27 protein-coding genes are annotated in these 21557 nt (G+C 71.3%); 15 read left to right on the forward strand and 12 right to left on the reverse strand.

Annotated elements, in window-relative coordinates; all coding sequences use genetic code 11:
• Positions 1-528 precede the first annotated feature (528 nt).
• The 7 genes from ACSU6M_RS22935 (at position 529) to ACSU6M_RS22965 (ending at position 5688) form a co-directional block, all read left to right on the forward strand.
• Positions 529-1935 (forward strand): family 2B encapsulin nanocompartment shell protein, encoded by a 1407-nt coding sequence (locus tag ACSU6M_RS22935; protein WP_437071888.1) that lies wholly within the window; start codon positions 529-531, stop codon positions 1933-1935.
• Positions 1936-2023: 88 nt separating this feature from the next.
• Entirely contained in the window at positions 2024-3271 is a 1248-nt protein-coding gene (locus tag ACSU6M_RS22940; RefSeq protein WP_437071890.1) for a family 2 encapsulin nanocompartment cargo protein polyprenyl transferase, read from the forward strand.
• Between the two features lie 172 nt (positions 3272-3443).
• Positions 3444-4040, forward strand: a complete 597-nt coding sequence (locus ACSU6M_RS22945; RefSeq protein WP_437071892.1) for a GNAT family N-acetyltransferase — start codon at positions 3444-3446, stop codon at positions 4038-4040.
• A gap of 111 nt (positions 4041-4151) precedes the next feature.
• Positions 4152-4733: a dihydrofolate reductase family protein gene (locus tag ACSU6M_RS22950; protein WP_437071894.1), complete on the forward strand. Its 582-nt coding sequence runs from the start codon at positions 4152-4154 to the stop codon at positions 4731-4733.
• A 26-nt stretch (positions 4734-4759) separates the two neighbouring features.
• The gene (locus ACSU6M_RS22955; protein ID WP_437071896.1) at positions 4760-5023 is read left to right on the forward strand and encodes a hypothetical protein; all 264 of its coding nucleotides are present in this window, start codon (positions 4760-4762) and stop codon (positions 5021-5023) included.
• A 117-nt stretch (positions 5024-5140) separates the two neighbouring features.
• Positions 5141-5473 carry a DUF952 domain-containing protein gene (locus ACSU6M_RS22960; protein WP_437071898.1) on the forward strand — a complete coding sequence of 111 codons (333 nt, stop codon included), beginning with the start codon at positions 5141-5143 and terminating at the stop codon, positions 5471-5473.
• Positions 5470-5688, forward strand: a complete 219-nt coding sequence (locus ACSU6M_RS22965; protein WP_437071900.1) for a hypothetical protein — start codon at positions 5470-5472, stop codon at positions 5686-5688. Before ACSU6M_RS22960 ends, ACSU6M_RS22965 begins: the two co-directional genes overlap by 4 nt.
• On the opposite strand, the gene ACSU6M_RS22970 is transcribed toward ACSU6M_RS22965, so the two are convergent.
• The 4 genes from ACSU6M_RS22970 to ACSU6M_RS22985 all read right to left on the reverse strand — a co-directional run bounded on the left by ACSU6M_RS22970 (position 5678) and on the right by ACSU6M_RS22985 (position 7844).
• The gene (locus ACSU6M_RS22970) at positions 5678-6430 is read right to left on the reverse strand and encodes a VOC family protein (RefSeq protein ID WP_437071902.1); all 753 of its coding nucleotides are present in this window, start codon (positions 6428-6430) and stop codon (positions 5678-5680) included. The two genes, ACSU6M_RS22965 and ACSU6M_RS22970, sit on opposite strands and share 11 nt — an antisense overlap.
• 104 nt (positions 6431-6534) lie before the next feature.
• On the reverse strand, positions 6535-6951 hold the full coding sequence (locus tag ACSU6M_RS22975; RefSeq protein ID WP_437071904.1) for a VOC family protein: 417 nt from the start codon (positions 6949-6951) through the stop codon (positions 6535-6537).
• Between the two features lie 9 nt (positions 6952-6960).
• Positions 6961-7371 (reverse strand): helix-turn-helix transcriptional regulator, encoded by a 411-nt coding sequence (locus ACSU6M_RS22980; protein ID WP_437071906.1) that lies wholly within the window; start codon positions 7369-7371, stop codon positions 6961-6963.
• Positions 7368-7844 (reverse strand): winged helix-turn-helix transcriptional regulator, encoded by a 477-nt coding sequence (locus ACSU6M_RS22985; RefSeq protein WP_437071908.1) that lies wholly within the window; start codon positions 7842-7844, stop codon positions 7368-7370. The genes ACSU6M_RS22980 and ACSU6M_RS22985 overlap by 4 nt, the downstream gene beginning before the upstream one ends.
• 89 nt (positions 7845-7933) lie before the next feature.
• On the opposite strand from ACSU6M_RS22985, the gene ACSU6M_RS22990 reads away from it, so the two are divergent.
• Entirely contained in the window at positions 7934-8800 is an 867-nt protein-coding gene (locus ACSU6M_RS22990; protein ID WP_437071910.1) for an NmrA family NAD(P)-binding protein, read from the forward strand.
• A 100-nt stretch (positions 8801-8900) separates the two neighbouring features.
• Here the strand turns inward: ACSU6M_RS22990 and sodN are convergent, their stop codons facing one another.
• Positions 8901-9296 carry a superoxide dismutase, Ni gene (gene sodN / locus ACSU6M_RS22995; RefSeq protein WP_437071912.1) on the reverse strand — a complete coding sequence of 132 codons (396 nt, stop codon included), beginning with the start codon at positions 9294-9296 and terminating at the stop codon, positions 8901-8903.
• 145 nt (positions 9297-9441) lie between these two features.
• Between sodN and sodX the strand changes: the two genes are divergently transcribed.
• On the forward strand, positions 9442-9885 hold the full coding sequence (gene sodX / locus ACSU6M_RS23000) for a nickel-type superoxide dismutase maturation protease (protein WP_437071914.1): 444 nt from the start codon (positions 9442-9444) through the stop codon (positions 9883-9885).
• Here the strand turns inward: sodX and ACSU6M_RS23005 are convergent.
• Positions 9780-10418: a CGNR zinc finger domain-containing protein gene (locus ACSU6M_RS23005; protein WP_437071916.1), complete on the reverse strand. Its 639-nt coding sequence runs from the start codon at positions 10416-10418 to the stop codon at positions 9780-9782. The genes sodX and ACSU6M_RS23005 overlap by 106 nt on opposite strands.
• 102 nt (positions 10419-10520) lie before the next feature.
• Here ACSU6M_RS23005 and ACSU6M_RS23010 point away from each other — a divergent pair, with 102 nt between their 5' ends.
• The gene (locus ACSU6M_RS23010; RefSeq protein WP_437071918.1) at positions 10521-11291 is read left to right on the forward strand and encodes a class I SAM-dependent methyltransferase; all 771 of its coding nucleotides are present in this window, start codon (positions 10521-10523) and stop codon (positions 11289-11291) included.
• 55 nt (positions 11292-11346) lie between these two features.
• Here the strand turns inward: ACSU6M_RS23010 and ACSU6M_RS23015 are convergent, their stop codons facing one another.
• The 3 genes from ACSU6M_RS23015 to ACSU6M_RS23025 are packed head-to-tail and all read right to left on the reverse strand — an operon-like array spanning position 11347 to position 14081.
• Positions 11347-12099, reverse strand: a complete 753-nt coding sequence (locus ACSU6M_RS23015; RefSeq protein ID WP_437075312.1) for an amino acid ABC transporter ATP-binding protein — start codon at positions 12097-12099, stop codon at positions 11347-11349.
• A 50-nt stretch (positions 12100-12149) separates the two neighbouring features.
• Entirely contained in the window at positions 12150-13085 is a 936-nt protein-coding gene (locus ACSU6M_RS23020; RefSeq protein ID WP_437071920.1) for an amino acid ABC transporter permease, read from the reverse strand.
• Between the two features lie 33 nt (positions 13086-13118).
• A complete protein-coding gene (locus tag ACSU6M_RS23025) occupies positions 13119-14081 on the reverse strand; it encodes an ABC transporter substrate-binding protein (protein WP_437071922.1) in 963 nt (320 codons plus the stop codon).
• 555 nt (positions 14082-14636) lie between these two features.
• On the opposite strand from ACSU6M_RS23025, the gene ACSU6M_RS23030 reads away from it, so the two are divergent.
• The 4 genes from ACSU6M_RS23030 (at position 14637) to ACSU6M_RS23045 (ending at position 18032) form a co-directional block, all read left to right on the forward strand.
• Complete coding sequence (locus tag ACSU6M_RS23030; RefSeq protein WP_437071924.1) at positions 14637-15872, forward strand: NAD(P)-dependent malic enzyme; 1236 nt, start codon at positions 14637-14639, stop codon at positions 15870-15872.
• A gap of 273 nt (positions 15873-16145) precedes the next feature.
• On the forward strand, positions 16146-17111 hold the full coding sequence (locus tag ACSU6M_RS23035) for a zinc-binding dehydrogenase (RefSeq protein ID WP_437071926.1): 966 nt from the start codon (positions 16146-16148) through the stop codon (positions 17109-17111).
• Positions 17112-17265: 154 nt separating this feature from the next.
• A complete protein-coding gene (locus ACSU6M_RS23040; RefSeq protein ID WP_437071928.1) occupies positions 17266-17475 on the forward strand; it encodes an HTH domain-containing protein in 210 nt (69 codons plus the stop codon).
• Positions 17475-18032: a Clp protease N-terminal domain-containing protein gene (locus ACSU6M_RS23045; protein ID WP_437075314.1), complete on the forward strand. Its 558-nt coding sequence runs from the start codon at positions 17475-17477 to the stop codon at positions 18030-18032. Before ACSU6M_RS23040 ends, ACSU6M_RS23045 begins: the two co-directional genes overlap by 1 nt.
• A gap of 282 nt (positions 18033-18314) precedes the next feature.
• Here ACSU6M_RS23045 and ACSU6M_RS23050 read toward each other — a convergent pair whose 3' ends face one another.
• Together ACSU6M_RS23050 and ACSU6M_RS23055 are read right to left on the reverse strand one after the other, a co-directional pair.
• Positions 18315-19310 carry a helix-turn-helix transcriptional regulator gene (locus ACSU6M_RS23050; protein WP_437071930.1) on the reverse strand — a complete coding sequence of 332 codons (996 nt, stop codon included), beginning with the start codon at positions 19308-19310 and terminating at the stop codon, positions 18315-18317.
• Between the two features lies 1 nt (position 19311).
• Positions 19312-20289 (reverse strand): DUF4097 family beta strand repeat-containing protein, encoded by a 978-nt coding sequence (locus ACSU6M_RS23055; RefSeq protein WP_437071932.1) that lies wholly within the window; start codon positions 20287-20289, stop codon positions 19312-19314.
• A gap of 168 nt (positions 20290-20457) precedes the next feature.
• Between ACSU6M_RS23055 and ACSU6M_RS23060 the strand changes: the two genes are divergently transcribed.
• Positions 20458-21300: a hypothetical protein gene (locus tag ACSU6M_RS23060; protein ID WP_437071934.1), complete on the forward strand. Its 843-nt coding sequence runs from the start codon at positions 20458-20460 to the stop codon at positions 21298-21300.
• Between the two features lie 50 nt (positions 21301-21350).
• Here the strand turns inward: ACSU6M_RS23060 and ACSU6M_RS23065 are convergent, their stop codons facing one another.
• On the reverse strand, positions 21351-21530 hold the full coding sequence (locus ACSU6M_RS23065) for a DUF6104 family protein (protein WP_003992906.1): 180 nt from the start codon (positions 21528-21530) through the stop codon (positions 21351-21353).
• Between the last annotated feature and the right edge of the window lie 27 nt (positions 21531-21557).

Here is a 21557-nt window from a genome sequence, read left to right on the forward strand (position 1 = left end):
GGGGGCGGGCGCGTGAGTCAGGGCGAGAGGAGGGACTGGCCGCGGGGGTCGGCGGCAGGGGGGCGCCCCGGTGGGAGCCGGAGCGAGAGGAGGGGGTGGCGGCGCGAGTCGGCGGCTGGGATCGGGTGGCGGGAGCCCTGCGCAGCAGACGGCAGGCCCCCAGCGGCGGGTTTCGGCGCTGTCTTCCTCGGGGCCGGTCAGCGCCGGGGACGGCGAGATCACTCTCGCGTGGGTCCGTGGGGGAGCGGGACTGACTCTGATGCGCGGCCGTTGCGGCGCACGGGTGACGGGTGGCCGCTTCGGCTCGCCCGGCTGCCGGAAGGCAAGGATCGTTTCTCCACGTCGGCCGCGATACGGCGATAGCGGAGCGAACGGGACGTGAGAGCCCCAGTGTTCCCAGGACAGGGGCGATCCATTCCCGCTCGTTCGTGTAATAGCACGGATACATTCCGTGATGGAAGGCTTCTCGCGGAGATCGGTGCCCCAAGCAGAGCGCTGTCGGGGCGGGACCCGGGAGGTCATTTCCTTATGTCGGTAGGCGAAGAGGTCCGCACGGAGCAGGACAAGCCGCAGCAGAGTCTCGGCACCGCGGCTGCGCGGAACCTGGCCACTACCACCAAGTCCGTGCCGCAGATGCAGGAGATCAGCTCCCGCTGGCTGCTGCGCACCCTGCCGTGGGTCGATGTGCACGGCGGCACGTACCGGGTGAACCGGAGGCTCACGTTCGCCGTCGGAGACGGACGTGTCACCTTCGTGAAGACCGGCGACCGGGTGGAGGTCATCCCGGCGGAGCTGTGCGAACTGCCGGCCCTGCGGTCCTACGAGGACGTCGAGGTGCTCGCCGAGCTGGCGCAGCGCTGCCGTCAGCACGAGTACGCGCCGGGCGAGGTGATCGCCCCCTTCGGCAGCCCGACCGACGAGGTCTACCTGCTCGCCCACGGCCGCGCCGAGAAGGTCGGTGAGGGCCCCTACGGCGACGACGCGGTGCTGGGTGTCCTCGCCGACGGGGCCTACTTCGGCGAGGCCGCGCTGCTCAGCGCCGACGCCATCTGGGAGAACACCGTCCGCGCGGTCACCGCGTGCACCGTGCTCATCCTCTCCCGGCAGGACGTCGACCAGATCGCCGAGCGCTCGGACTCCCTGCGCGAGCACCTCCAGGAGCAGCGGTCGATCCCGCCGCAGCCCACCAACAAGTACGGAGAGAAGGTCGTCGAAGTGTCAGCGGGCCACTCCGGCGAGCCGGACATCCCGCACACCTTCGTCGACTACGAGGCCAAGCCGCGCGAGTACGAGCTGAGCATCGCCCAGACCGTGCTGCGCATCCACACGCGCGTGGCCGACCTGTACAACCAGCCGATGAACCAGACCGAGCAGCAGCTGCGGCTCACGGTCGAGGCGCTGAAGGAGCGCCAGGAGCACGAGCTGATCAACAACCGCGACTTCGGTCTGCTGCACAACTGCGAGTACGACCAGCGCATCCAGCCGCACGACGGCGTGCCCAGCCCGGACGACATGGACGAGCTGCTGAGCAGGCGCCGCAGCACCAAGCTGTTCCTCGCCCACCCGCGCGCGATCGCCGCGTTCGGCCGTGAGCTCAACAAGCGGGGGCTCGTCCCGGAGACGATCGACATCGGCGGCAACCGCATCCCCACCTGGCGCGGTGTGCCGATCTACCCGTGCAACAAGATCCCGATCACCGAGGCCCGCACCACGTCGATCATCGCCATGCGGACCGGCGAGCAGGACCAGGGCGTGATCGGCCTGCGCCAGTCCGGCATCCCGGACGAGATCGAGCCGAGCCTGTCCGTGCGGTTCATGGGCATCAACGAACAGGCCATCATCAAGTACCTGGTGACGGCCTACTACTCGGCCGCGGTGCTGGTGCCCGACGCGCTCGGTGTGATGGAGAACGTCGAGATCGGCCGCTGGCGGTGACCCCTTCCGGCCCGACGGTGCCGTGCGCCCGCCCCTCCGGGTGGGCGCCCCCGGGGGGTTCCCGCGCGGGCTCCGACAGGGGGAGCCCGTGGCCGAGTTCATGACGGAGACCAGGCCGCGCCTCGGTGGGGCGCGGCGCGCCGGGGAGGGGCGGGGTTCCATCGGGAGCGAGACGGAGGGGGCCGGGGGCCGCGGCGATGCGGAGAGCGCCGGGGGCCGCCCGGAGGTGCCCGGCGCGCTCGACGTGCAGGAGGCGGGGGCCATCCTGGCGCGGACGCGGGAGTCGGTGGATCCGGCGCTGCGTGCCGCTCTCGACTCGCTGCCCACCGCGATGCGCCGGGTCGCCCGGTACCACTTCGGCTGGGAGCACGCGGACGGCACCCCCGCGGCCGACAACTCCGGCAAGGCGATCCGCCCGGCGCTGGTCCTCACCGCGGCGGCCGCGCTCGGCGGCCCCGCGGCGCGGGCGGCGGCCGTGCGGGCGGCGGCGGCCGTGGAGCTGGTCCACAACTTCACACTGCTGCACGACGACGTGATGGACCGCGACACCACACGCCGGCACCGGCCCACCGCGTGGACGGTCTTCGGAGAGGCGGAGGCGATCCTCGCCGGGGACGCGATGCAGGCCCTGGCGCTGCGGCTGCTCGCGGAGGATCCGCATCCGGCGTCCGCGACCGCGGCCGCACGGCTCGCGGCGTGTGTCGTCGAGCTGTGCGAGGGCCAGCAGGTGGACACGGCGATGGAGCGGCGGTCGCCCGCCGACGTCCGCCTCGACGAGGTGCTCGCCATGGCCGAGGCCAAGACCGGGGCGCTGCTGGGGTGTGCGTGTGCGCTCGGCGCGCTGTACGCGGGCGTGGCCGAGGAGGACGTCGAGGCGCTGGACGCGTTCGGCCGCGAGGCCGGGCTCGCCTTCCAGCTCATCGACGACGTGATCGGCATCTGGGGCGACCCCGGACGCACCGGCAAGCCGGCCCGCGCGGATCTCGCCGCGCGCAAGAAGTCGCTGCCGGTGGTGGCGGCGCTGACCTCCGGTACGGCGGCCGCGGCGGAGCTGACGGCTCTGTACGAGGTGCCGTACGACCGGGGCGGCCGGGACGACCGGGACGACCGGGACGGCCGTGGTGCCCGGGGCGGCCAGGATGCCCAGGACGACCTGAACGACCTGGAGCGCACCGCCCTAGCCGTCGAACGGGCCGGAGGCCGCGACTGGGCCCAGGCCGAGGCGGCCGACCGGATGTCCCGCGCGATGTCCGAACTGGCCCGCGCGATCCCGGACCCGGAGACGGCCGGGGGACTCCTCTCCCTCGCGGAGTTCGTCACCCGCCGCACGAACTGAGCACACGGACGGGCAGCGGCGGGGCGCCCGGGCCTCAAGGACCCGGCCCCACCCGGCCGTTGCCGCCTCTCTGCCCGGCCCGTCCCCCCGGTCCGCCCCCCTCCCCGGCCCGGCCCCCGCCCCCGCTAGGCTCAACGCCCGTACGATCAAGGTCGGTTGAGAGGTGCGGGGCATGGGCGTGGCGATACGGGTGGCTCGGGAGGACGACCGGGAGGCGGTCGTGGGGCTGCTGGACCGGGCCTTCCAGGACGACCCGGTGAGCGGCTGGGTGTTCCCGGGCGAGGAGTACCGCCGTACGACGCATCACCGGCTGATGGCGGCGTTCACCGACATCGTGCTGGCCGACGGACGGATCGACATCACGGAGGACGGCGCGGCGTGCGCGCTGTGGCTGTCGGTGCCCGCGGAGGCCCACGAGGAGGACGAGGCCGGGTTCGCCCAGCTGCGGGAGGCCGTCGATCCGGCCAATGAGCGGGTGGAGCTGATCGGGCGGCTGACCGCCGGGATCCACCCCTCCGGACGGGCGCACGAATACCTCTGGATGATCGGCGTCGACCCCGCCCACCAGGGCCGCGGCCTCGGCACTGCGCTCGTCGAGCACGTCCTGGAACGCTGCGACCGCGACGGCCTGCCCGCCTATCTGGAGGCGAGCAACGCCCGCAGCCGCGCACTGTACGAACGGCTCGGCTTCACGGTCCAGGGCGCCGCGCTGGCGCTGCCGGACGGTCCGCTGATGTGGCCCATGTGGCGCGAGCCGCACGGCGCGTAGACGGAATGCCTTCCCTCACTTTCCCCGGGAACCGCTAAACCCCTTGAACCACTCCAAGTGAAGTACTACAACTGACGGAGTCAACGCGGCAGCCAACGAAACGAGACCCGCTTGCGCAAGCTCACGTACTTCATCGCCTGCTCCATCGACGGTTTCATCGGTGACCCCTACGGCGATGCCTCGGCGATGTTCGCCTACCTCGACGAGGAGTACATGACGTACCTCGCGACGGAGCACCCCGATACCCTGCCCGCCCCGGCGCGCAAGGCCCTCGGCATCGAGGACCTGCCCCTGAAGCGGTTCGACACCGTCGTCCAGGGCTGGGCCAGCTACGAGCTGGGTCTGCGGGAGGGAATGACCCGCCCCTACGCCCAGTTGCGCGAATACGTCGCCTCCCGCACCCGGCAGTCTCCCGACCCCCACGTCGAGATCATCTCCGAGGACCTCGTCGGCAAGGTCAGGGAACTCAAGGCCGAGGACAGCGAGTTCGACATCTACCTGTGCGGCGGCGCCACGGTCGCCGGTGAACTCTTCGACGAGATCGACGAGCTGGTCATCAAGACCTACCCGATCGTCTACGGCGCCGGTATGCCGATGTTCAGCACCGCCCACTCCCTCACCGACTTCGCCCTCGATTCGGTGCGCGCCCTCGCCAACGGCGTGGTGGTGCGGACGTACAGCAGGAAGCGCTGAGCCCCGCTCCGCCCTACCCTGAAGGCATGGACAGCGAAGAGCACGCCTGTCCCGTCTGCGGACAGCCCGTCGAAACGGTGGTCCGGCGCCACAAGACGCTGGGCGCATGGGTGCCGAAGTGGGTGCCCGGTCCGTGCCTGAACCCCCGGTGCGGGGCATACGCCCCAGGGGGCGACGAGCACGGCCGGCGGCCCGAGCGGCCGGAACAGCCTTCCCCGGCCTCCCCGGCTTCCCCGGCCTCCCCGGTCCCGACGACCATGACCACCGCCCCGCGCACGGAGAAGACCTGACCCGATCCCGCCCGGAGAAGATGCGTCGAGCCCGGTGTCGAGAATCCCCGGCCAGGCTCCGACGCACCCGTGAGAGCCGCCCCGACCACTCGCCGGCCGAGCGGCTAGCGTGGGCCCATGCCCGAACAGCCGTACATCCTCCACATCACCGAGCGCTCCCTGTGGGACGCGGCCCGCGAGCGCGGCACGTACGAGATGTCCACTCGTGGACGCACCCTCCAGCAGGAGGGCTTCATCCACTGCTCCACCCGCGAGCAGCTTCCCAAGGTCGCCGCGTTCCTGTACGGCGCCCACGACGGCCCCGACGAGCTGGTCGTCCTGGTGATCGACCCGGCGCGGCTGGACGCGCCGCTGCGGTACGAGGCCCCCGAGCCCGGAGGCGAGGAGTTCCCGCACGTCTACGGTCCCGTGCCGGTGGAGGCCGTGGTGGGCGTGGAGCCGTGGGCGTGAGCCGGTTATGGCGGCGGATCGTCCTGTGCTGGGTGGTCCTGGTGGCCGTCGCGGGCGGGCTCACCCTGTGGCTCCAGGACTCGGTGCAGCCGCCGCCGCAGACCCGCTGGGAGGAGTCCCGCACACCGGCGCCGTTGCCCACCGACCTGTCCTGCCCCCCGTCCGAGGCCGACTACGTCGTCTGCGCCTACGCCACCCTCCACGTCAGCCCCTGAACCCCTGACGCTCCGGCAGTCCGCCGGTCTCCGGGTCCCGGCCGGTCAGGCAGTAGGTGCCGCCGGCCGGGTCGCGCATCACCGTCCAGTGCCCGCCGCGGGCCACGGACTCGGCACCCAGCCGTTCGTGCCGCTCACGGGTGGCGTCGATGTCCGCGCAGGCCAGGTCGAGGTGCGCGGAGGCGGGCCGCTCGGTGCCCAGGCGCTGGAGCAGCAGCCGTACGGGCAGTCCGGGCAGCGGCGTGAGCACATGGAACTCGGGCAGCGAGCCCGGCGCCGACCCGCACTCGGGCAACAGGCCGGTCCAGAAGGCGACTTCGGTGTCGTAGGCCGAGGGCGGGACGTCCAGGCAGATCTGGTCCAGGCGGCTGCCGTGCACCACGGGCGGCCGGACGGCCTCGCCGTGCCAGGGGACCGCGCAGAACAACTGCCCGGCGGGGGAGAGCAGTACGGCCCACCCGTCGTGCTCGGCGGCCAGGTCCGCGCCGAGCCGCAGCGCGTCCCGTACGAAGCCGGTGACGTCCTCGACGGCGAAGTCCGGATGCGCGCCCCCGTCGCCCGACACGACCCCCTGGATCTTCACGCAGGGGTCGGCACCGTCCGGCAGCAGGGTGGTGAACTCCTTCAGATCCCCCCGGAGTTCGGACAGCCGCGTGTCCGTCACGGCGGTCCAGAACGCGCACGCCTCCTCGAAGCGGGCGGCGGGGCGGTCGGCGAAGGCGTACGTCCAGCGGATGCTCATGCGGCGATCGTAGGGGGGAAACCCTCCCGAGCAGGGCGTCTCGTCGCGAGGCCGGCTGCCGAGCAGGGCGTTTCATCGCGAGACCGGCCCCCGAGCAGGGCGGCTCACCGTGCGGGCCGCTCCATGAAGCGCAGCATGTTCCCGGCCGGGTCGCGGAAGGCGCAGTCGCGCACGCCGTACGGCTGGTCCATGGGCTCCTGGATCACATCGGCGCCCGCCTCGCGCACCCGGTCGAACAGGGCGTCGCAGTCGGCGGTGGTGAAGTTGACCCCGCGCAGCAGGCCCTTGGCCAGCAGCACGGCCATCGCCTCCTTGTCGGCGGGGGAGGCGTCCGGGTCGGCGGCCGGCGGCTCCAGGACGATCTCCACGTCCGGCTGGAGCGGCGAGGACAGCGTCACCCAGCGCATGCCCTCGAAGCCGACGTCGTTCCTGACCTCCAGGCCGAGGACGTCCCGGTAGAAGATCAGCGCCTTGTCGTGGTCGTCGACGGCGATGAAGCACTGCCTGAGTCTGAGGTCCATGACCTCACGCTAGGACGGCCCGCGCCGCGGCGCACGGTGTGGCCGCGTGTACTTGCGGGCCACGCACGGCGGGATCACCGCGCTGTCCTCGTGCGAACGCGCCCGGTAGGCGCTCGGCGTCTCCCCGACCAGCTCCGTGAAGCGGGCGCTGAAGGATCCCAGCGAGGTGCAGCCCACCGCCATGCACACCTCGGTCACCGTCAGGTCGCCGCGCCGCAGCAGCGCCTTGGCCCGCTCCACGCGGCGCGTCATGAGATAGCCGTACGGGGTCTCGCCGTACGCCGCGCGGAAGCTGCGCTGGAAGTGGCCGGGGGACATCAGGGCGGTGGCCGCGAGCGCCGCGATGTCCAGCGGCTCGGCGTACTCGCGGTCCATACGGTCCCGTGCCTTGCGCAGCCGGACCAGGTCGTCCCTGTTCACGCCTTCAGCATGGCACGGGCGGGCGCGTCCCCGGTGCCCCCGGTGCCCCCGGTGCCCCCGGCGCCCCCGGCGTCCTCGCCGTGCTCGGCGTCCCAGCGGGCGCGGGCCTCGGTGATGGCCGGGGTGTGGACGCGGGACCAGTCGGCGAGGCTCTCGACGACCCCGGCGAGGCTGCGGCCGGTGGCGGTGAGGGCGTACTCGGTCTGCGGCGGGATCGTCGGATACACCGTGCGCTCCACCAGGCCGTCCCGGCACAGCCGCCGGGTCGTCACGGTCAGCATGCGCTGGGAGATGCCTGGGATCGCGCGCTGGAGCTCGCGGAACCGCCGTACACCCTTGGCGAGTTCGACCAGGACCAGCACCGACCACTTGTCCCCGATGCGGTCCAGGACGTCCCGGATCCCGCAGTCGTCGTCCCCGCACGGGCCGTGCGCGGCCTCGGGGGTGGTTACCGCGGTGTGCCCCACGGACATGAAAGTGCCTCCTTACGCCGGGCTCCGCGGCGGGCGAAGCTGGCGGTATCGATCATCCGATCCAACCATCCCTGCTGCGGAGGCATTTCATGATCCTGGTGACCGGCGCGTCCGGAGCGCTCGCGGGACTCGTCCTGGACCGGCTGAAGGCGGCCGAAGCGGCGGGCGGCCCCGAGGTGATCGCCGGTACGCGCGCGCCGGGCCCGGGGGCCCGCCGGGTGGACTTCGACGATCCGGCGTCCCTCGGGGAGGGTTTCGCGGGCGTCGACGTCCTGGTGTTCGTCTCGGCCGGGTACGCCGAGGACGACGTGGTGATGGCCCGGCACGGGGCGGTCGTCGAGGCGGCCGCTGCGGCGGGCGTACGACATGTGATCTACACCAGCCTGGCCGGTTCCGGCGAGCGCATCACCCTGTCCGTCGCCCACCGCTGGACCGAGGAGCGCCTGGCCGAGGCCCCCTTCGCGACGACGGTGCTGCGCAACGGGCTGTACGCGGAGGTCCCGCTGTGGCTCGCCCTCGCCGCGTCCTGCGCGTCCCCCGCCGACACCGGCGTCCTCGCCGCCCCCTTCGGCGACGGCCGCGTCTCGCTGGTGGCCCGCGAGGACCTGGCCGACGTCACCGCCAAGGTGGCCCTTCAGGCGCACGCCGACGGCAGCCACGCGGGCAAGGTGTACGAACTGGAGGGCGTCGAGTCCCTGCACGGCGACGACATCGCCGGGGTCCTCACCGAGGCACTGGGACGGCCGGTGCGCTACGAGCCGACGGCCCTGTCCGACGTACGCGAACCCCTCGCCGCGAACGGCCAGCTCCCCTACCAGATCGGCCACACCGTCTCCATCTTCGCCAACCACCGCGCCGGCTGGCTCACGGCCGACCACAGCGACCTCCCCGCCCTCCTGGACGCCCCGCCCCGGCCGGTGCGCCCGCTGGTGGCGGCGGCGGTGGCCGGGGCATGACGAAGGGGCCCGGCCGGTGATGTCCGGTCGGGCCCCTTCGGCCTCAGGCTGATGACCCGCGGTGGTGCACCGACCGCCGGTCAGGAGCGGTTGCCCCTGGTCAGGCCTTCTTGGTCTCCCAGAAGATCTTGTCGATCTGGGCGATGTAGTCCAGCGCCTTCTGGCCGGTGGCCGGGTCGGTGGACGCCTTGGCGGCCGAGAGGGCCTTCAGGGCGTCGTTGACCAGCTGGTGCAGCTCCGGGTACTTCTCGAAGTGCGGGGCCTTGAAGTAGTCGCTCCAGAGCACCGACACGTGGTGCTTGGCGAGCTCGGCACGCTGCTCCTTGATGACCGTGGCGCGCGCCTGGAAGTGCGGGTCGTCGTTGGCGGCCATCTTCTCCTGGACGGCCTTCACCGACTCCGCCTCGATGCGGGCCTGGGCCGGGTCGTACACACCGCAGGGCAGGTCGCAGTGCGCGCTGACCTTGACCGTGGGGGCAAACAGGCGGGAAAGCATGGAGCGTTCCTTCCTCGTGATCGTCTTCTCAGGTGGGACATTACTCCCTGAGGGACGGGTTTTCGCGAGTGCCCCCATGGGCTTAGGACAAAAGTCCAGGGTCAGACTGAGACTGGTGGAGGAAGGACCGGGGAGGTGCCGGGTGATGCCGGAGCTGTCGCAGGAGCCCGAACGCAGCGGTGGGCTGCTGCCCTTCGGACTGGCCGAGGTGACCGGGCCGTCGATGGTGCCCACGCTGTACCACGGCGATCGGCTCGTCGTGCACTACGGCGCCCGCGTCAAGCCGGGTGACGTGGTCGTCCTGCGCCATCCGTTCCAGCAGGACCTGCTGGTCGTCAAACGGGCCGTGGAGCGCCGTGAGGGCGGCTGGTGGGTGCTGGGGGACAACGCCCGGGCCGGGGGCGACAGCACCGACTACGGCGTGGTGCCCGAGGAGCTGGTCCTGGCCCGCGCTCGTCTGCGCTTCCGGCCGCGCAACCCGGGTCAGCGGGGGCCGTTGGCGGTGCTGCGCTGGGCGCTGTCCGCCGCCAGGCCGGTGCTCGCGTCCGGGCCGGGGCGGTCGGCCTCCTGGCGCTTGCGGGCGCGGTAGGCGGCGACGTTGGCGCGGGTGGCGCAGCGGTCGGAGCAGTAGCGCCGGGAGCGGTTGGTGGAGGTGTCCAGATAGGCGTTGCGGCAGGGGGTCGCCTCGCACAGACCGAGGCGGTCGACGCCGTACTCGGTGAGGTGGAAGGCCAGGCCCATCGCGGCGATGGCGGCGTAGCCCGCGGTCGCGTTGGAGGGATGGTCGGCCAGATGCATGTGCCACAGGGGGCGGCCGTCGTCGTCCCGGAAGTCGTGGCCGGAGATCTGGGGGCTGACCGGGAACTCCAGCAGCAGTGAGTTCAGCAGGTCCACGGCGAGGGTCTCGTCGCCCTGGTCCGCCGCCTCGAAGACCGCGCGCAGCCTCGCCCGCACCGAGCGGAACCGGGTCACGTCCGCCTCGGTGGCCCGCCGGGCCGCCGTCTGGTTGCCGCCGAACAGCTCACGGACGGCCTCGACCGTGGTCAGCGCGTCCGTGCCGCGAACCGGCTCCTCGCTGTTGACGAGGCGTACGGCGTAGTCCGAGTAATAGGCCAGTTCCACTTGTAGTCCTTACGTGGGCGCTCTATTGTCGTGGCGTGCGGTCGGTAACAGTTGATCGTGCATCCAGGGTATTACGGGACATGCGTGGACGGAGGGGCGTCGATGACCGACACCGGCATCACCACGGCCGGAGCCGACTGGCAGGCGTGGCAGCAGAGCTGGGACCGCCAGCAGGAGTGGTACATGCCCGACCGCGAGGAACGCTTCCGCATCATGCTCGACATGGTCGAAGCCCTCGTCGGTTCCAGCCCCCGCGTGCTCGACCTCGCCTGCGGCACCGGCACCATCACCGCCCGCCTCCTCGCCCGCTTCCCCGACGCCACCAGCACCGGCGTCGACCTCGACCCGGCCCTCCTCGCCATCGCCGAGGGCACCTTCGCCGGCGACGACCGCGTCACGCTCGTCACCGCCGACCTCAAGGACCCCGACTGGACGGCGAAGCTGCCGCACGACTCGTACGACGCCGTCCTCACGGCCACCGCCCTGCACTGGTTCCACAGCGAGCCCCTGGCGGCCCTCTACGGCCGGATCGCCGAGGTCGTCCGCGACGGCGGGGTCTTCATGAACGCCGACCACATGATCGACGACACCACCCCCCGCATCAACGCCGCCGAGCGCGCCCTGCGCCACGCCCGCATGGACCGGGCCAAGGCCGACGGCGCCCTCGACTGGGCGGAGTGGTGGCAGCTGGCCGCCAAGGACCCCGTGCTCGCCGAGCCCACCGCCCGCCGCTTCGAGATCTACGGCGAGCACGCCGACGGCGAGATGCCCTCCGCCGCCTGGCACGCCCGCGTCCTGCGCGAGAAGGGCTTCGCCGAGGTACGGCCCGTGTGGTGCTCCCCGTCGGACACCCTGCTGCTCGCCCTGAAGTGACCCATGCGTGAGGGGCGGTACGGGAATCCCGTACCGCCCCTCGTGGCATGTCGGGTCAGAGGACCTTCGACAGGAACGCCTGGGTGCGCTCGTGCTGCGGGTTGGTGAGAACCTCGCGCGGGTTGCCGGACTCGACGACCACACCGCCGTCCATGAAGACCAGGCTGTCGCCGACCTCGCGGGCGAAGCCCATCTCATGGGTGACGACGACCATCGTCATGCCGGACTCGGCCAGGTCGCGCATGACGTCGAGCACGTCACCGACCAGCTCCGGGTCCAGCGCCGAGGTCGGCTCGTCGAACAGCATCAGCTTCGGGTCCATGGCGAGGGCCCGGGCGATGGCCACGCGCTGCTGCTGACCGCCGGAGAGCTGCGAGGGGTAGTTCCCGGCCCGGTCGGCCAGGCCCACCCGGTCCAGGAGCTGAAGGGCGCGCTCGCGGGCCTCGGCCTTGCTCTTGCCCTTGACCTGGATCGGGGCCTCCATGACGTTCTCGACGGCCGTCATGTGCGGGAAGAGGTTGAACCGCTGGAACACCATGCCGATGTCCCGGCGCTTCAGCGCGACCTCGCTGTCCTTGAGCTCGTAGAGCTTGTCGCCCTTCTGCCGGTAGCCGACCAGCTCGCCGTCGACGTACAGGCGGCCGGCGTTGATCTTCTCCAGGTGGTTGATGCACCGCAGGAAGGTCGACTTGCCGGAGCCGGAGGGGCCGATGAGGCAGAACACCTCACCCTGCTTGACCTCAAGGTCGATGCCCTTGAGGACCTCGATGTGGCCGAAGTTCTTGTGGACGCCCTCGGCCTTGACCATCGGGACGACGGAGTCCTTCACGGGCTCGTCCGTCTTGCTGAGCTTGTCGGTCATGCCATGCCCCCCTTCGGGCGGCCGAGGGAGAACATGTTGGCCTTCACCTTCTGCAGCGGGGTGGGCGGCAGCTGGCGGGAGGAGCCCTTGGCGTAGTGGCGCTCCAGGTAGTACTGGCCGACGCTGAACACCGAGGTCAGCAGCAGGTACCAGGAGGCCGCGAGGAACAGCATCTCCACGGGGGCGCCGGAGGTCTGGCCGATGTCCTGGCCGACGCGCAGCAGTTCGGAGTACTGGACGACCGAGACCAGCGAGGTCGTCTTCAGCATGTTGATGACCTCGTTGCCCGTCGGCGGCACGATGACGCGCATCGCCTGCGGGATCACGATCCGGCGCAGCGTCTTGGAGTGGCTCATGCCCAGCGCGTGCGCCGCCTCGGTCTGGCCCTCGTCGACCGCGAGCAGACCGGCTCGGCAGATCTCCGCCATGTACGCGGCCTCGTTCAGGCCGAGGCCCAGCAGCGCGGTCAGGAACGGGGTCATGAAGTCCGACCACTCGTCCTTGTAGACCGGGCCGAGGTTGATGTACTCGAAGACCAGGCCCAGGTTGAACCAGACGATGAGCTGGACCAGGACCGGGGTGCCGCGGAAGAACCAGATGTAGAACCAGGCGATGGACGAGGTCACCGGGTTCCGGGACAGCCGCATCACGGCGAGCAGGATGCCGCCGAAGATGCCGATGGCCATGGACAGGACCGTCAGCAGAAGGGTCTTGCCCACGCCTTCCAGGACACGGTCGTCGAAGAAGTAGTCCGGGATCGCGTCCCATTCGACCTTGCCCTGGGAGAAGGCGTAGACGATGGCGCCCAGCAGGGCGAGGGCCACGACGGCGGCTACATACCGCCCGTAGTGACGGACCGGGATGGCCTTGATGGCCTCCGGGCCGGCCGGCGGGGTGTCCGCGGGCCTGTCCGCCTTGTCGATGTCAGTCACGCGTATTGCCTTTCAGTGGCCGCGACGCTGCGGTCACTTGCCGCCGTTGATCTGGGCTTCCTTGACGGCGCCCGCCTGGACGCCCCACTTCGCGATGATCCGGTCGTACTCGCCGTTGGCGATGATCGCGTCGAGCGCGGCCTTGAGGGCGTCACGCAGCTTCGTGTTGTCCTTGGCCACCGCGATGCCGTACGGGGCGGCCTCGACCTGCTCGCCGACCAGCTGGAAGTCCTTGCCGCCGCCGGAGGTCTTCACCGCGTACGCGGCGACCGGGAAGTCGGAGGAGCCGGCGTCCGCGCCGCCCGCGCGCAGGCGGGTCTGGGCCTGCTGGTCGTTGTCGAACGCCTCGATGGAGAGCTTCTTGCCCTTCGGGCACTTCTTCGCCTCGGCCTTGGCGAGGTCCTCGGAGACCGTGCCGCGCTGCACCACGAGCTTCTTGCCGCAGAGGTCCTTCCAGGTCTTGATGCCCTGGTCGTCGCCCTTCTTGGTGTAGATCGAGACACCGGCGGTGAAGTAGTCGACGAAGTCGACGCCCTCGCCGACCTTCTTGCCGGTCTCGGAGTCGATGCCCTCCTGGCGGTCCTTGGTGTCGGTCATCGCGGACATGGCGATGTCGTAGCGCTTGGAGCGCAGACCGGTGATGAGGGAGTCGAAGGTGCCGTTCTCGAACTCGAACCGCACGCCGAGCTGCTTGCCCATGGCCTCGGCGATGTCCGGGTCGATACCGACCGTCTTGCCGGAGCTGTCCTTGAACTCGACCGGCGCGTAGGCGATGTCCGAACCGACCTTGATGACGCCCTTGTCACGGATGTTCTGGGGCAGCCGGTCCGCCAGCGGGGCCGCGATCTGCGGTGCGGCCTCGGTGGACCCGTTGCCGGCCTTGTCGGTCTGGTCACCGCAGCCGGTGAGAAGCAGAGCGCCTGCGACCGCGATCGAGCCGACCGCTGCCAGCCGGGAGCGCGCGGCGGTCGTACGACGGGTGGTGCTTGCGGTCATGGTGGGTTCCTCCGGCGGATGGGTGGAGTTGCCGATGGGTCGACGAGAACACACACCTTCGGGTGTCGCGACCTCGTGTGATTACCGCATCTTGCCATTCGGACTGAGCCATTCAGGGGGCTGTAAATGTCAAAATCAGATAACGGGATGACGGTGAACCGGCGCAGTCCGCTCCATAACGGCCGGATCTTCTGCGGGGAACTGCGCTTCCGGCCGGAAGATCTTCGGTTTGTCTCACGATGTGGATCATGGCTCAGCGGTGCTCGGAGGCCGTTGAGCGGTTGTCGAGGGTTTGTCCAGGGCTTGTCCCCATATTCGGGCATGAGTCATGTCACTGGCATGTGACCTTCGCGTTATGGACTCGTCCTGGACACCGGTCGTCCGGTAAGAAGGTTCTTTACACCCCTCATCCGGGGCCCAGGACGCGTGTGCGGCGCGTCCGTCGCGTACATGCCCACAAGCATCACTCAGCAAGGGGCGTACGCGGTGCCCGCCCACCCCTCACCGGGAGTGGAACCAAACCCTCAACCTTGAATACTTAAGGGGTAAAGACAAGTGGCAGCGGAGATCGTCAATCCTCGCAGCGACAGTGACGCCAGTACGGGTCAGGAAGGCGGGGGCGAGCCCCTCGATTCCTTCGACATCGACCCGGCGTTCGCGCTGCACCGCGGCGGCAAGATGGCAGTGCAGGCCACCGTGCCGGTCCGTGACAAGGACGACCTGTCCCTGGCGTACACGCCCGGCGTCGCGAAAGTGTGCACCGCGATCGCCGAGCAGCCGGACCTGGTTCACGACTACACGTGGAAGTCGTCCGTCGTCGCCGTCGTGACCGACGGCACGGCCGTGCTCGGACTCGGTGACATCGGGCCCGAGGCCTCCCTTCCGGTCATGGAAGGCAAGGCGATCCTTTTCAAGCAGTTCGGTGGTGTGGACGCGGTTCCCATCGCCCTGGCCTGCACGGATGTCGACGAGATCGTCGAGACCGTGGTGCGTATGGCGCCGTCCTTCGGTGGCGTCAACCTGGAGGACATCTCCGCGCCGCGGTGCTTCGAGATCGAGCGCCGGCTCCAGGAGCGGCTGGACATCCCGATCTTCCATGACGACCAGCACGGCACGGCCGTGGTGACGCTGGCCGCGCTGCGGAACGCCGCGCGGCTGAGCGGCCGCGCGCTGGGCGACCTGCGGGCCGTCATCTCGGGCGCCGGCGCCGCCGGTGTCGCTATCGCGAAGATGCTGGTCGAGGCCGGCATCGGGGATGTGGCGCTGACCGACCGCAAGGGCGTCATCTCGGCGGACCGGGACGATCTGACCCCGGTCAAGCGCGAGGTGGCCGGCTTCACGAACAAGGCGGGCCTGACCGGGTCGCTGGAGGATGCCCTCGCGGGCGCGGACGTCTTCATCGGCGTCTCCGGCGGCACGGTGGCCGAGGAGGCCGTCGCCTCCATGGCCGAGGGCGCGTTCGTGTTCGCCATGGCCAACCCGAACCCCGAGGTCCACCCGGACGTCGCCCACAAGTACGCGGCCGTCGTCGCGACCGGGCGCTCCGACTTCCCGAACCAGATCAACAACGTGCTGGCGTTCCCGGGGATCTTCGCCGGTGCGCTTCAGGTGCGGGCCTCTCGGATCACCGAGGGCATGAAGATCGCGGCGGCGGAGGCGCTGGCCGCGGTGGTCGGGGACGACCTCGCGCCGGACTACGTCATTCCGTCGCCGTTCGACGAGCGGGTCGCTCCCGCGGTCACGGCGGCGGTCGCCGCGGCGGCTCGTGCGGAGGGTGTGGCTCGGCGTTGATATCGCGCTGAACTCGCCGATTTCGCGTTGAGCCGAATGGCCCCGTCCTTTTTGGGCGGGGTCATTTTTTTGGGGTGAGTTGGGCCGTTCGCGTGAGTTTGGTGCGCCATCCGTGGGGGTGGGTTCTCTGTGGGGGCGGGTGCCGGTTGTTTGTGGCTTGTCGCGCAGTTCCCCGCGCCCCTTCAGGGCGTGCAGTCCCCTTGGTTGCAAGAGGGTGTGTCTCACATCGTTCTGTGGTTCCCGTCGGTCGGGAGGGGCCCTAGGGTCGGTTGCATGTTCGCTGTCTACGCTGCCCGCATCGATCGTGATCAACCGCTTCGCGGCCTTGAGTTGGGGGAGCGTCCGGCTCCCGAGGTCCGGGCCGGCTGGACGACCGTCGATGTGAGGGCCGCTTCCCTCAATCACCATGACCTGTGGTCCCTGCGGGGCGTGGGCCTCGCCGAGGACAAGCTGCCGATGATCCTCGGCTGTGACGCCGCGGGCGTCGACGCCGACGGCAACGAGGTCGTCCTGCACTCGGTCATCGGCCAGACCGGACACGGTGTCGGGCCGAAGGAGCCGCGGTCGATCCTCACCGAGCGCTATCAGGGCACCTTCGCGGAGCAGGTGGCCGTGCCGGTCTGGAACGTCCTGCCCAAGCCGAAGGAGCTGTCCTTCGAGGAGGCCGCCTGTCTGCCGACGGCGTGGCTGACGGCGTATCGGATGCTGTTCACCAACGCCGGGGTGCGGCCCGGTGACTCCGTACTGGTGCAGGGTGCCGGCGGCGGGGTCGCCACCGCCGCCATCGTGCTCGGCAAGGCGGCGGGGCTGCGGGTGTTCGCGACCAGCCGGGACGAGGCCAAGCGCAAGCGGGCCCTGGAGCTCGGGGCCGTGGAGGCCGTGGAGCCGGGGGCGCGGCTGCCGCAGCGGGTCGACGCGGTGATCGAGACCGTGGGTGCGGCGACCTGGTCGCACTCGGTGAAGTCGCTGCGGCCCGGCGGGACGATCGTCATCTCCGGTGCCACCAGCGGGGACCGGCCCTCGCACGCGGAGCTCACCCGGATCTTCTTCCTGGAGCTGAAGGTCGTCGGCTCGACGATGGGCACCAAGGACGAGCTGGAGGACCTGCTGTCGTTCTGCGCGGCGACCGGTGTGCGGCCGGTGATCGACGACGTGCTTCCGATGGACCGGGCGCGGGAGGGCTTCGAGAAGATGGCGTCGGGTGAGCTGTTCGGGAAGATCGTGCTGACCAACTCCTGAGCTCGTGGAGTGACCGACTCTTGAGTCCATGGGGGTTGACCGACTCCCTGGTGCGAGGGAGGGGCGGGTGCGGCTGAGGCCGGCCCGCCCCCTTTTTCGGCCGCAGTAGTCAACTTTGGTTGACAGAGGGGAGGTGTCAACCTATGTTGACGGTATGACCGAAGCAACGGATCTCGCCGAGCGGGCGGGGGACCGCGATCCGCGGATCGGACTGCGGGCCGTCGCCGCTCTGCGGAAGCTGCTGGAGCAGCTGGAGGCGGTACAGGTGCGCAACGCGCGCAATCAGGGCTGGTCGTGGCAGGAGATCGCCGCGGAACTGGGCGTCAGCAGGCAGGCCGTGCACAAGAAGTACGGGAGGCGATGATGTTCGAGCGGTTCACGCGGGACGCACGGGCCGTGGTCAAGGGGGCCGTGGAGCACTGCGAACGCACCGGGGCCGGAACCGTCGAGGCGGAGCATCTGCTGCTCGCCCTCCTCGGGCAGGAGGGCAGCCGTGGCGCGTCCGCGCTCGCCGCGCTCGGTGTCGCCGACCGCAAGGAGTCGATGGGCCGGGCACTGGCCGCGGCGCGACGGCGCGCCGGACTGTCGCAGGCCGAGGCCGATGCCCTCGCCGGGCTGGGCATCGACGTCGCCGAGATCGTCTCCCGCGTGGAGGAGGTCCATGGCGTCGGAGCCCTGTCCGGGGACCGGGGCTGGTGGGGCGGGCGGCGCTCCTTCGGCCGGGACGCCAAGGACGTGCTGGAGAAGTCCCTGCGCATCGCCCTCGCCCACCGCGACCGGACGATCGGCGACCAGCATGTGCTGCTCGCCCTCACCGCCCGGCCGGGAGTACCGGCGGAGGTCCTGGCCGATCACGGGGTGACGTACGAGGGGCTGGTGCGGGTGCTGTATGGGGGTGAGGGAGAGGCGAAGGCGGGGTGAGCTGCCGGGGTGGGGCGGGGGAGAGGCGATGGCGGGGGTGAGCCGCCGGGATGGGGCGGGGGAGAGGCGAAGGTGGCGTGAGCCGCCGGGGACGGGTGGGTGAGGGGTGAAGGTGGGGTGAGCTGCCGCGGGCGGGGGGATAGGCGATGGCGGGGTGAGTCGTCGCGGGGTCGGGAGAGGTGACGGCGGGCCGAGCCGTCGGGGCGGGATCGGGAGAGGTGACGGCGGGGTGAGCTGCCAGGGGCGCGGGGTGGGGAAGGCCGACCGGGGGTCGGCCTTCGCCTAGCTCTTCGGGGTGCGCAGGAGGGCGGCGATGTGGGCCGCCGCGGTGGAGAGGTGGCGGCGGGTGTCGCGCAGTTGCTCCGGGGTGACGCCGTGGTCGCGGGCGGTGTCCCGGATGTCGTCGCGGAAGCGGTCCAGGAGGCGCTCGAGGTCGCGGGCCGGGTCGCCGGTCGTGGGCTCATGGGCCCAGGAGGGCTCGTAGTCGGCGGGGAAGTCCTCGGGGGTCTGGGTGTACTCCGGCTGCGGGGCCGTGGGTGCGCCGCCGCCCCGGCCGAAGGGGAACTCGCGGCCGAACTCGCCGAATTCCTTGGTTAGTTCGGCCAGGCCCTCGCGCAGCCCGGTCGGCCAGTCACCGCGTGCGAAGTGGTCCTGCACCCGCTCCTGGACCCGGCGGGCGATGCGCTGCACCTCCTCCTGAGCCTGGGCCTGCGCCCGGTCCTGGGCCTCCTTGGCCTGGCGGCGGGCGCGCTGCGCCTCCTCGCGGGCGCGGCGGCTCTCGTCCTTGGCGCGGCGGGCCTGCTCCTTCCACTCCTGCCTGACCCGGCGCATCTCCTCCTTGGCCGCGCGCCATGCCTCCTGCTCGCCGGGCCGGTCGTCGGCCGAGCCCTGCCGGGCCTCACCGGCGGCCTCGCGCATCTCGCGCCGCAGGTCGCCCGCCGCGCCGCGCACATCGGCCCTGATCTCGGCGGCCAGTTCGGCGACCGACTCGCGGATCTCCAGCTCCAGATCGGCCAGTTCCCCGGCGCGGTCGGCCAGTTCGGCACGGCCGGCGTCGGTGATGGCGTACACCTTGCGGCCGCCCTCGGTGGTGTGGGTGACCAGGCCCTCGCTCTCCAGCTTGGCCAGGCGCGGGTAGACGGTGCCCGCCGAGGGGGCGTAGAGGCCCTGGAAGCGCTCCTCCAGGAGGCGGATGACCTCGTAGCCGTGGCGCGGGGCCTCGTCCAGCAGCTTCAGCAGATACAGGCGCAGGCGGCCGTGGGCGAAGACGGGGGGCATGTCAGAGCACCTTCTTGTCGGTCGAGCCGTCGGCCCGGTCGGGGGTGGGGTCGGAGGCGGGGGCCGCGTCCTCGTCCTGGCCGGCCACCGCATTGTCCCCCGGCGCGTGCGGCCCCTGGCCCCCCGGCTCCTCGGGGTGGGGGCCGGGGGCCGAGCCCGCCCCGGACTCGTCCTCCGCGGCCGGGCGGCGCAGCAGGGCGATCGAGCCGGAGACGGTGGTGGCCTTCAGCCGGCCGTTGCCCGCGCCGAGACGGCCGGTGATGCGCTTGGCGCCCCACTGGCCGCTGACGCGCAGGTCCTCGAAGGCGTTGGAGACGGAGCCACTGGCGGTGTTGGCCTCCACCTCCGCGTCCGCCGGGTGCGGGAGCCGGATGGCGATCTCACCGGAGACGCTGGTCAGACTGATGTCGGTGGGGCGGCCGGCCGGGTCGAGGTCGACGACCATCGAGCCGCTCACCGAGTCGGCCTTCACCGAGGAGCCCGCCTCGACGACGGTCAGATCGCCCGAGACGGAGTTGAAGCGCAGATCCCCGGTGAGAGCCTGGGCCTCCACACTCCCCGCGACGGTGTCGGCGCGAACGGGGCCGGCGAGGCCGACCAGGGCGGTGTCGCCGGTGACGCCCTTGACCTCGGTGACTCCGTCGATCCCGGAGACGACGGCGGCGGCGCCGATCACCCCCACCTCGACACGCGTGGCCGCGGGCACGGCCAGCGAGACCACCGCGCTGCGCCGCCAGCCCTTGCGCTCCAGCCACTTCAGGAAGCCCTTCCAGGGCAGGTCCTCGTAGGCCACCGTCAGGACGCCGTCCCGGTGCGTGACCACCAGGGGCGGGCCCTCCACATCGGTGACCTCCAGGCGCGCGGACGGCTCGTCGGTGCCCACCACATTCACCGTGCCGTTGACGATGCGCACCTGGAGCTCGCGCACGGGCGCGTCGAAGGTGAGCTTCTGGGGCTCGGCGACGGACCACTCGGACATCGTGCACACCTCCGGTGCGAGACGAACGGCGAACGCGGCATATCGCGTCCTGTCGCTATTCACGATATATCGCGGCCCGTGGAAGTCAAGGCACTCGTTCGGGTGAGCCGTCGCCTGGCCGGAAAGGTGAATTGCTCTGAAGTATCCGAATCGCCCTAGCGTGTGAGCATGTCGACGGACCGCTCCCGCTTCGGTTTCCCTCTCCCCGCGCCCGGCGCGCTGCTGCTGTGCCGGGCGGATCCCGACTCCGTCGCGCCCGTCGCCCAGATGCTGCGCGAGACCGTCCTGCTCGCGCCGGCGGGCGAGGGCTGGAGCGTGCTCGTGCCCGAGGGGCAGCCCTGGCTGCGCGGCGAGGAGCCCGTCGACCGCGTCGTCACCGGCTGGGCCACCGCCCTCGCCGTCGGCGCACCCTGGCCCGTGCTCGCCCTGTGGTGGGACGCGGACCGCAGCGGCTGCGTCCTCGGCACCGGTTTCCGCAGGAGCGTCGGCTACGTCTGGCTCGCGGGCGGCACACCCGTCGGCGAGGACGAGGCCATGCGCACCCTCGGAGCACGGCTCGGACTCGACCCCGTCCTGGACATGCAGGAGCTCGACCGGCTGACCGAGCCGGACCCCGAGGCCGACGCACACGCGCGCGTACGCGGCCTGATCGCCGTCCTCACGCGCGCGGGTGTCTCCCTGCCCGCCGGCCTGGAACCCGGGGAGCCCACGGACCGCCTCCGCGCGGCGGCCGTCCGGCGCCCCGGCGCACGGCAGATCGAGTGGGGCGGCTGGCGCGAGGCCGTACGCGCCGAGCTGGACGTCGTGGAGAGCGGCCCCCTCGGCCCCTACCTCCCCTGGACCGGCAGCCCCCGCGCCCGCCTCCTGGCCCTCGCCCAGGTCACCCTCGGCGCCCCCGCCGTCCTGTGGGGCCTACGGCGACGCAGCGGCGGCTGGGTCACCGCGGGAGCCGTACTCCTGGCACACGGCGCGCTGGGCCTCGCGTACGGGGCGATGCGCCCGCGGGACTGAGGGTGGACCGGGGGGACTGAGGGTGGACCGGGCGCGCGGCCCCTGCTCCGCTACTCGTCGTCCTCGTCGTCCAGCCGCGCCAGCCACGTCGCCAGCCGCTCCACCGGCACCTCGAAGTCCGGGTTCAGATCGACGAACGTCCGCAGCTGCTCGGCGAGCCACTCGAAGGTGACCTCCTCCTCGCCGCGCCGCTTCTCGAGTTCTTCGATGCCTCGGTCGGTGAAGTACACGGATGCTCTCCTGGGGCTGGGCCTCGG

This window comes from Streptomyces sp. enrichment culture, assembly GCF_964272895.1.
In the GTDB taxonomy this organism is placed as follows: domain Bacteria; phylum Actinomycetota; class Actinomycetes; order Streptomycetales; family Streptomycetaceae; genus Streptomyces.

Bases quoted from the DNA above. Each gene is read 5' to 3' on its own strand.
- ACSU6M_RS22960 (WP_437071898.1), top strand. From the start codon at position 5,141: ATGCCCGAACAGCCGTACATCCTCCACATCACCGAGCGCTCCCTGTGG.
- ACSU6M_RS22955 (WP_437071896.1), top strand. From the start codon at position 4,760: ATGGACAGCGAAGAGCACGCCTGTCCCGTCTGCGGACAGCCCGTCGAA.
- ACSU6M_RS22970 (WP_437071902.1), bottom strand. From the start codon at position 6,430: ATGAGCATCCGCTGGACGTACGCCTTCGCCGACCGCCCCGCCGCCCGC.
- ACSU6M_RS23025 (WP_437071922.1), bottom strand. From the start codon at position 14,081: ATGACCGCAAGCACCACCCGTCGTACGACCGCCGCGCGCTCCCGGCTG.
- ACSU6M_RS22990 (WP_437071910.1), top strand. From the start codon at position 7,934: ATGATCCTGGTGACCGGCGCGTCCGGAGCGCTCGCGGGACTCGTCCTG.
- ACSU6M_RS23045 (WP_437075314.1), top strand. From the start codon at position 17,475: ATGTTCGAGCGGTTCACGCGGGACGCACGGGCCGTGGTCAAGGGGGCC.
- ACSU6M_RS23035 (WP_437071926.1), top strand. From the start codon at position 16,146: ATGTTCGCTGTCTACGCTGCCCGCATCGATCGTGATCAACCGCTTCGC.
- ACSU6M_RS23055 (WP_437071932.1), bottom strand. From the start codon at position 20,289: ATGTCCGAGTGGTCCGTCGCCGAGCCCCAGAAGCTCACCTTCGACGCG.
- ACSU6M_RS23060 (WP_437071934.1), top strand. From the start codon at position 20,458: ATGTCGACGGACCGCTCCCGCTTCGGTTTCCCTCTCCCCGCGCCCGGC.
- ACSU6M_RS22945 (WP_437071892.1), top strand. From the start codon at position 3,444: ATGGGCGTGGCGATACGGGTGGCTCGGGAGGACGACCGGGAGGCGGTC.
- ACSU6M_RS22985 (WP_437071908.1), bottom strand. From the start codon at position 7,844: ATGTCCGTGGGGCACACCGCGGTAACCACCCCCGAGGCCGCGCACGGC.
- ACSU6M_RS23040 (WP_437071928.1), top strand. From the start codon at position 17,266: ATGACCGAAGCAACGGATCTCGCCGAGCGGGCGGGGGACCGCGATCCG.
- ACSU6M_RS23050 (WP_437071930.1), bottom strand. From the start codon at position 19,310: ATGCCCCCCGTCTTCGCCCACGGCCGCCTGCGCCTGTATCTGCTGAAG.
- ACSU6M_RS22975 (WP_437071904.1), bottom strand. From the start codon at position 6,951: ATGGACCTCAGACTCAGGCAGTGCTTCATCGCCGTCGACGACCACGAC.
- sodX (WP_437071914.1), top strand. From the start codon at position 9,442: ATGCCGGAGCTGTCGCAGGAGCCCGAACGCAGCGGTGGGCTGCTGCCC.
- ACSU6M_RS23010 (WP_437071918.1), top strand. From the start codon at position 10,521: ATGACCGACACCGGCATCACCACGGCCGGAGCCGACTGGCAGGCGTGG.
- ACSU6M_RS22935 (WP_437071888.1), top strand. From the start codon at position 529: ATGTCGGTAGGCGAAGAGGTCCGCACGGAGCAGGACAAGCCGCAGCAG.
- ACSU6M_RS23015 (WP_437075312.1), bottom strand. From the start codon at position 12,099: ATGGTCAAGGCCGAGGGCGTCCACAAGAACTTCGGCCACATCGAGGTC.
- sodN (WP_437071912.1), bottom strand. From the start codon at position 9,296: ATGCTTTCCCGCCTGTTTGCCCCCACGGTCAAGGTCAGCGCGCACTGC.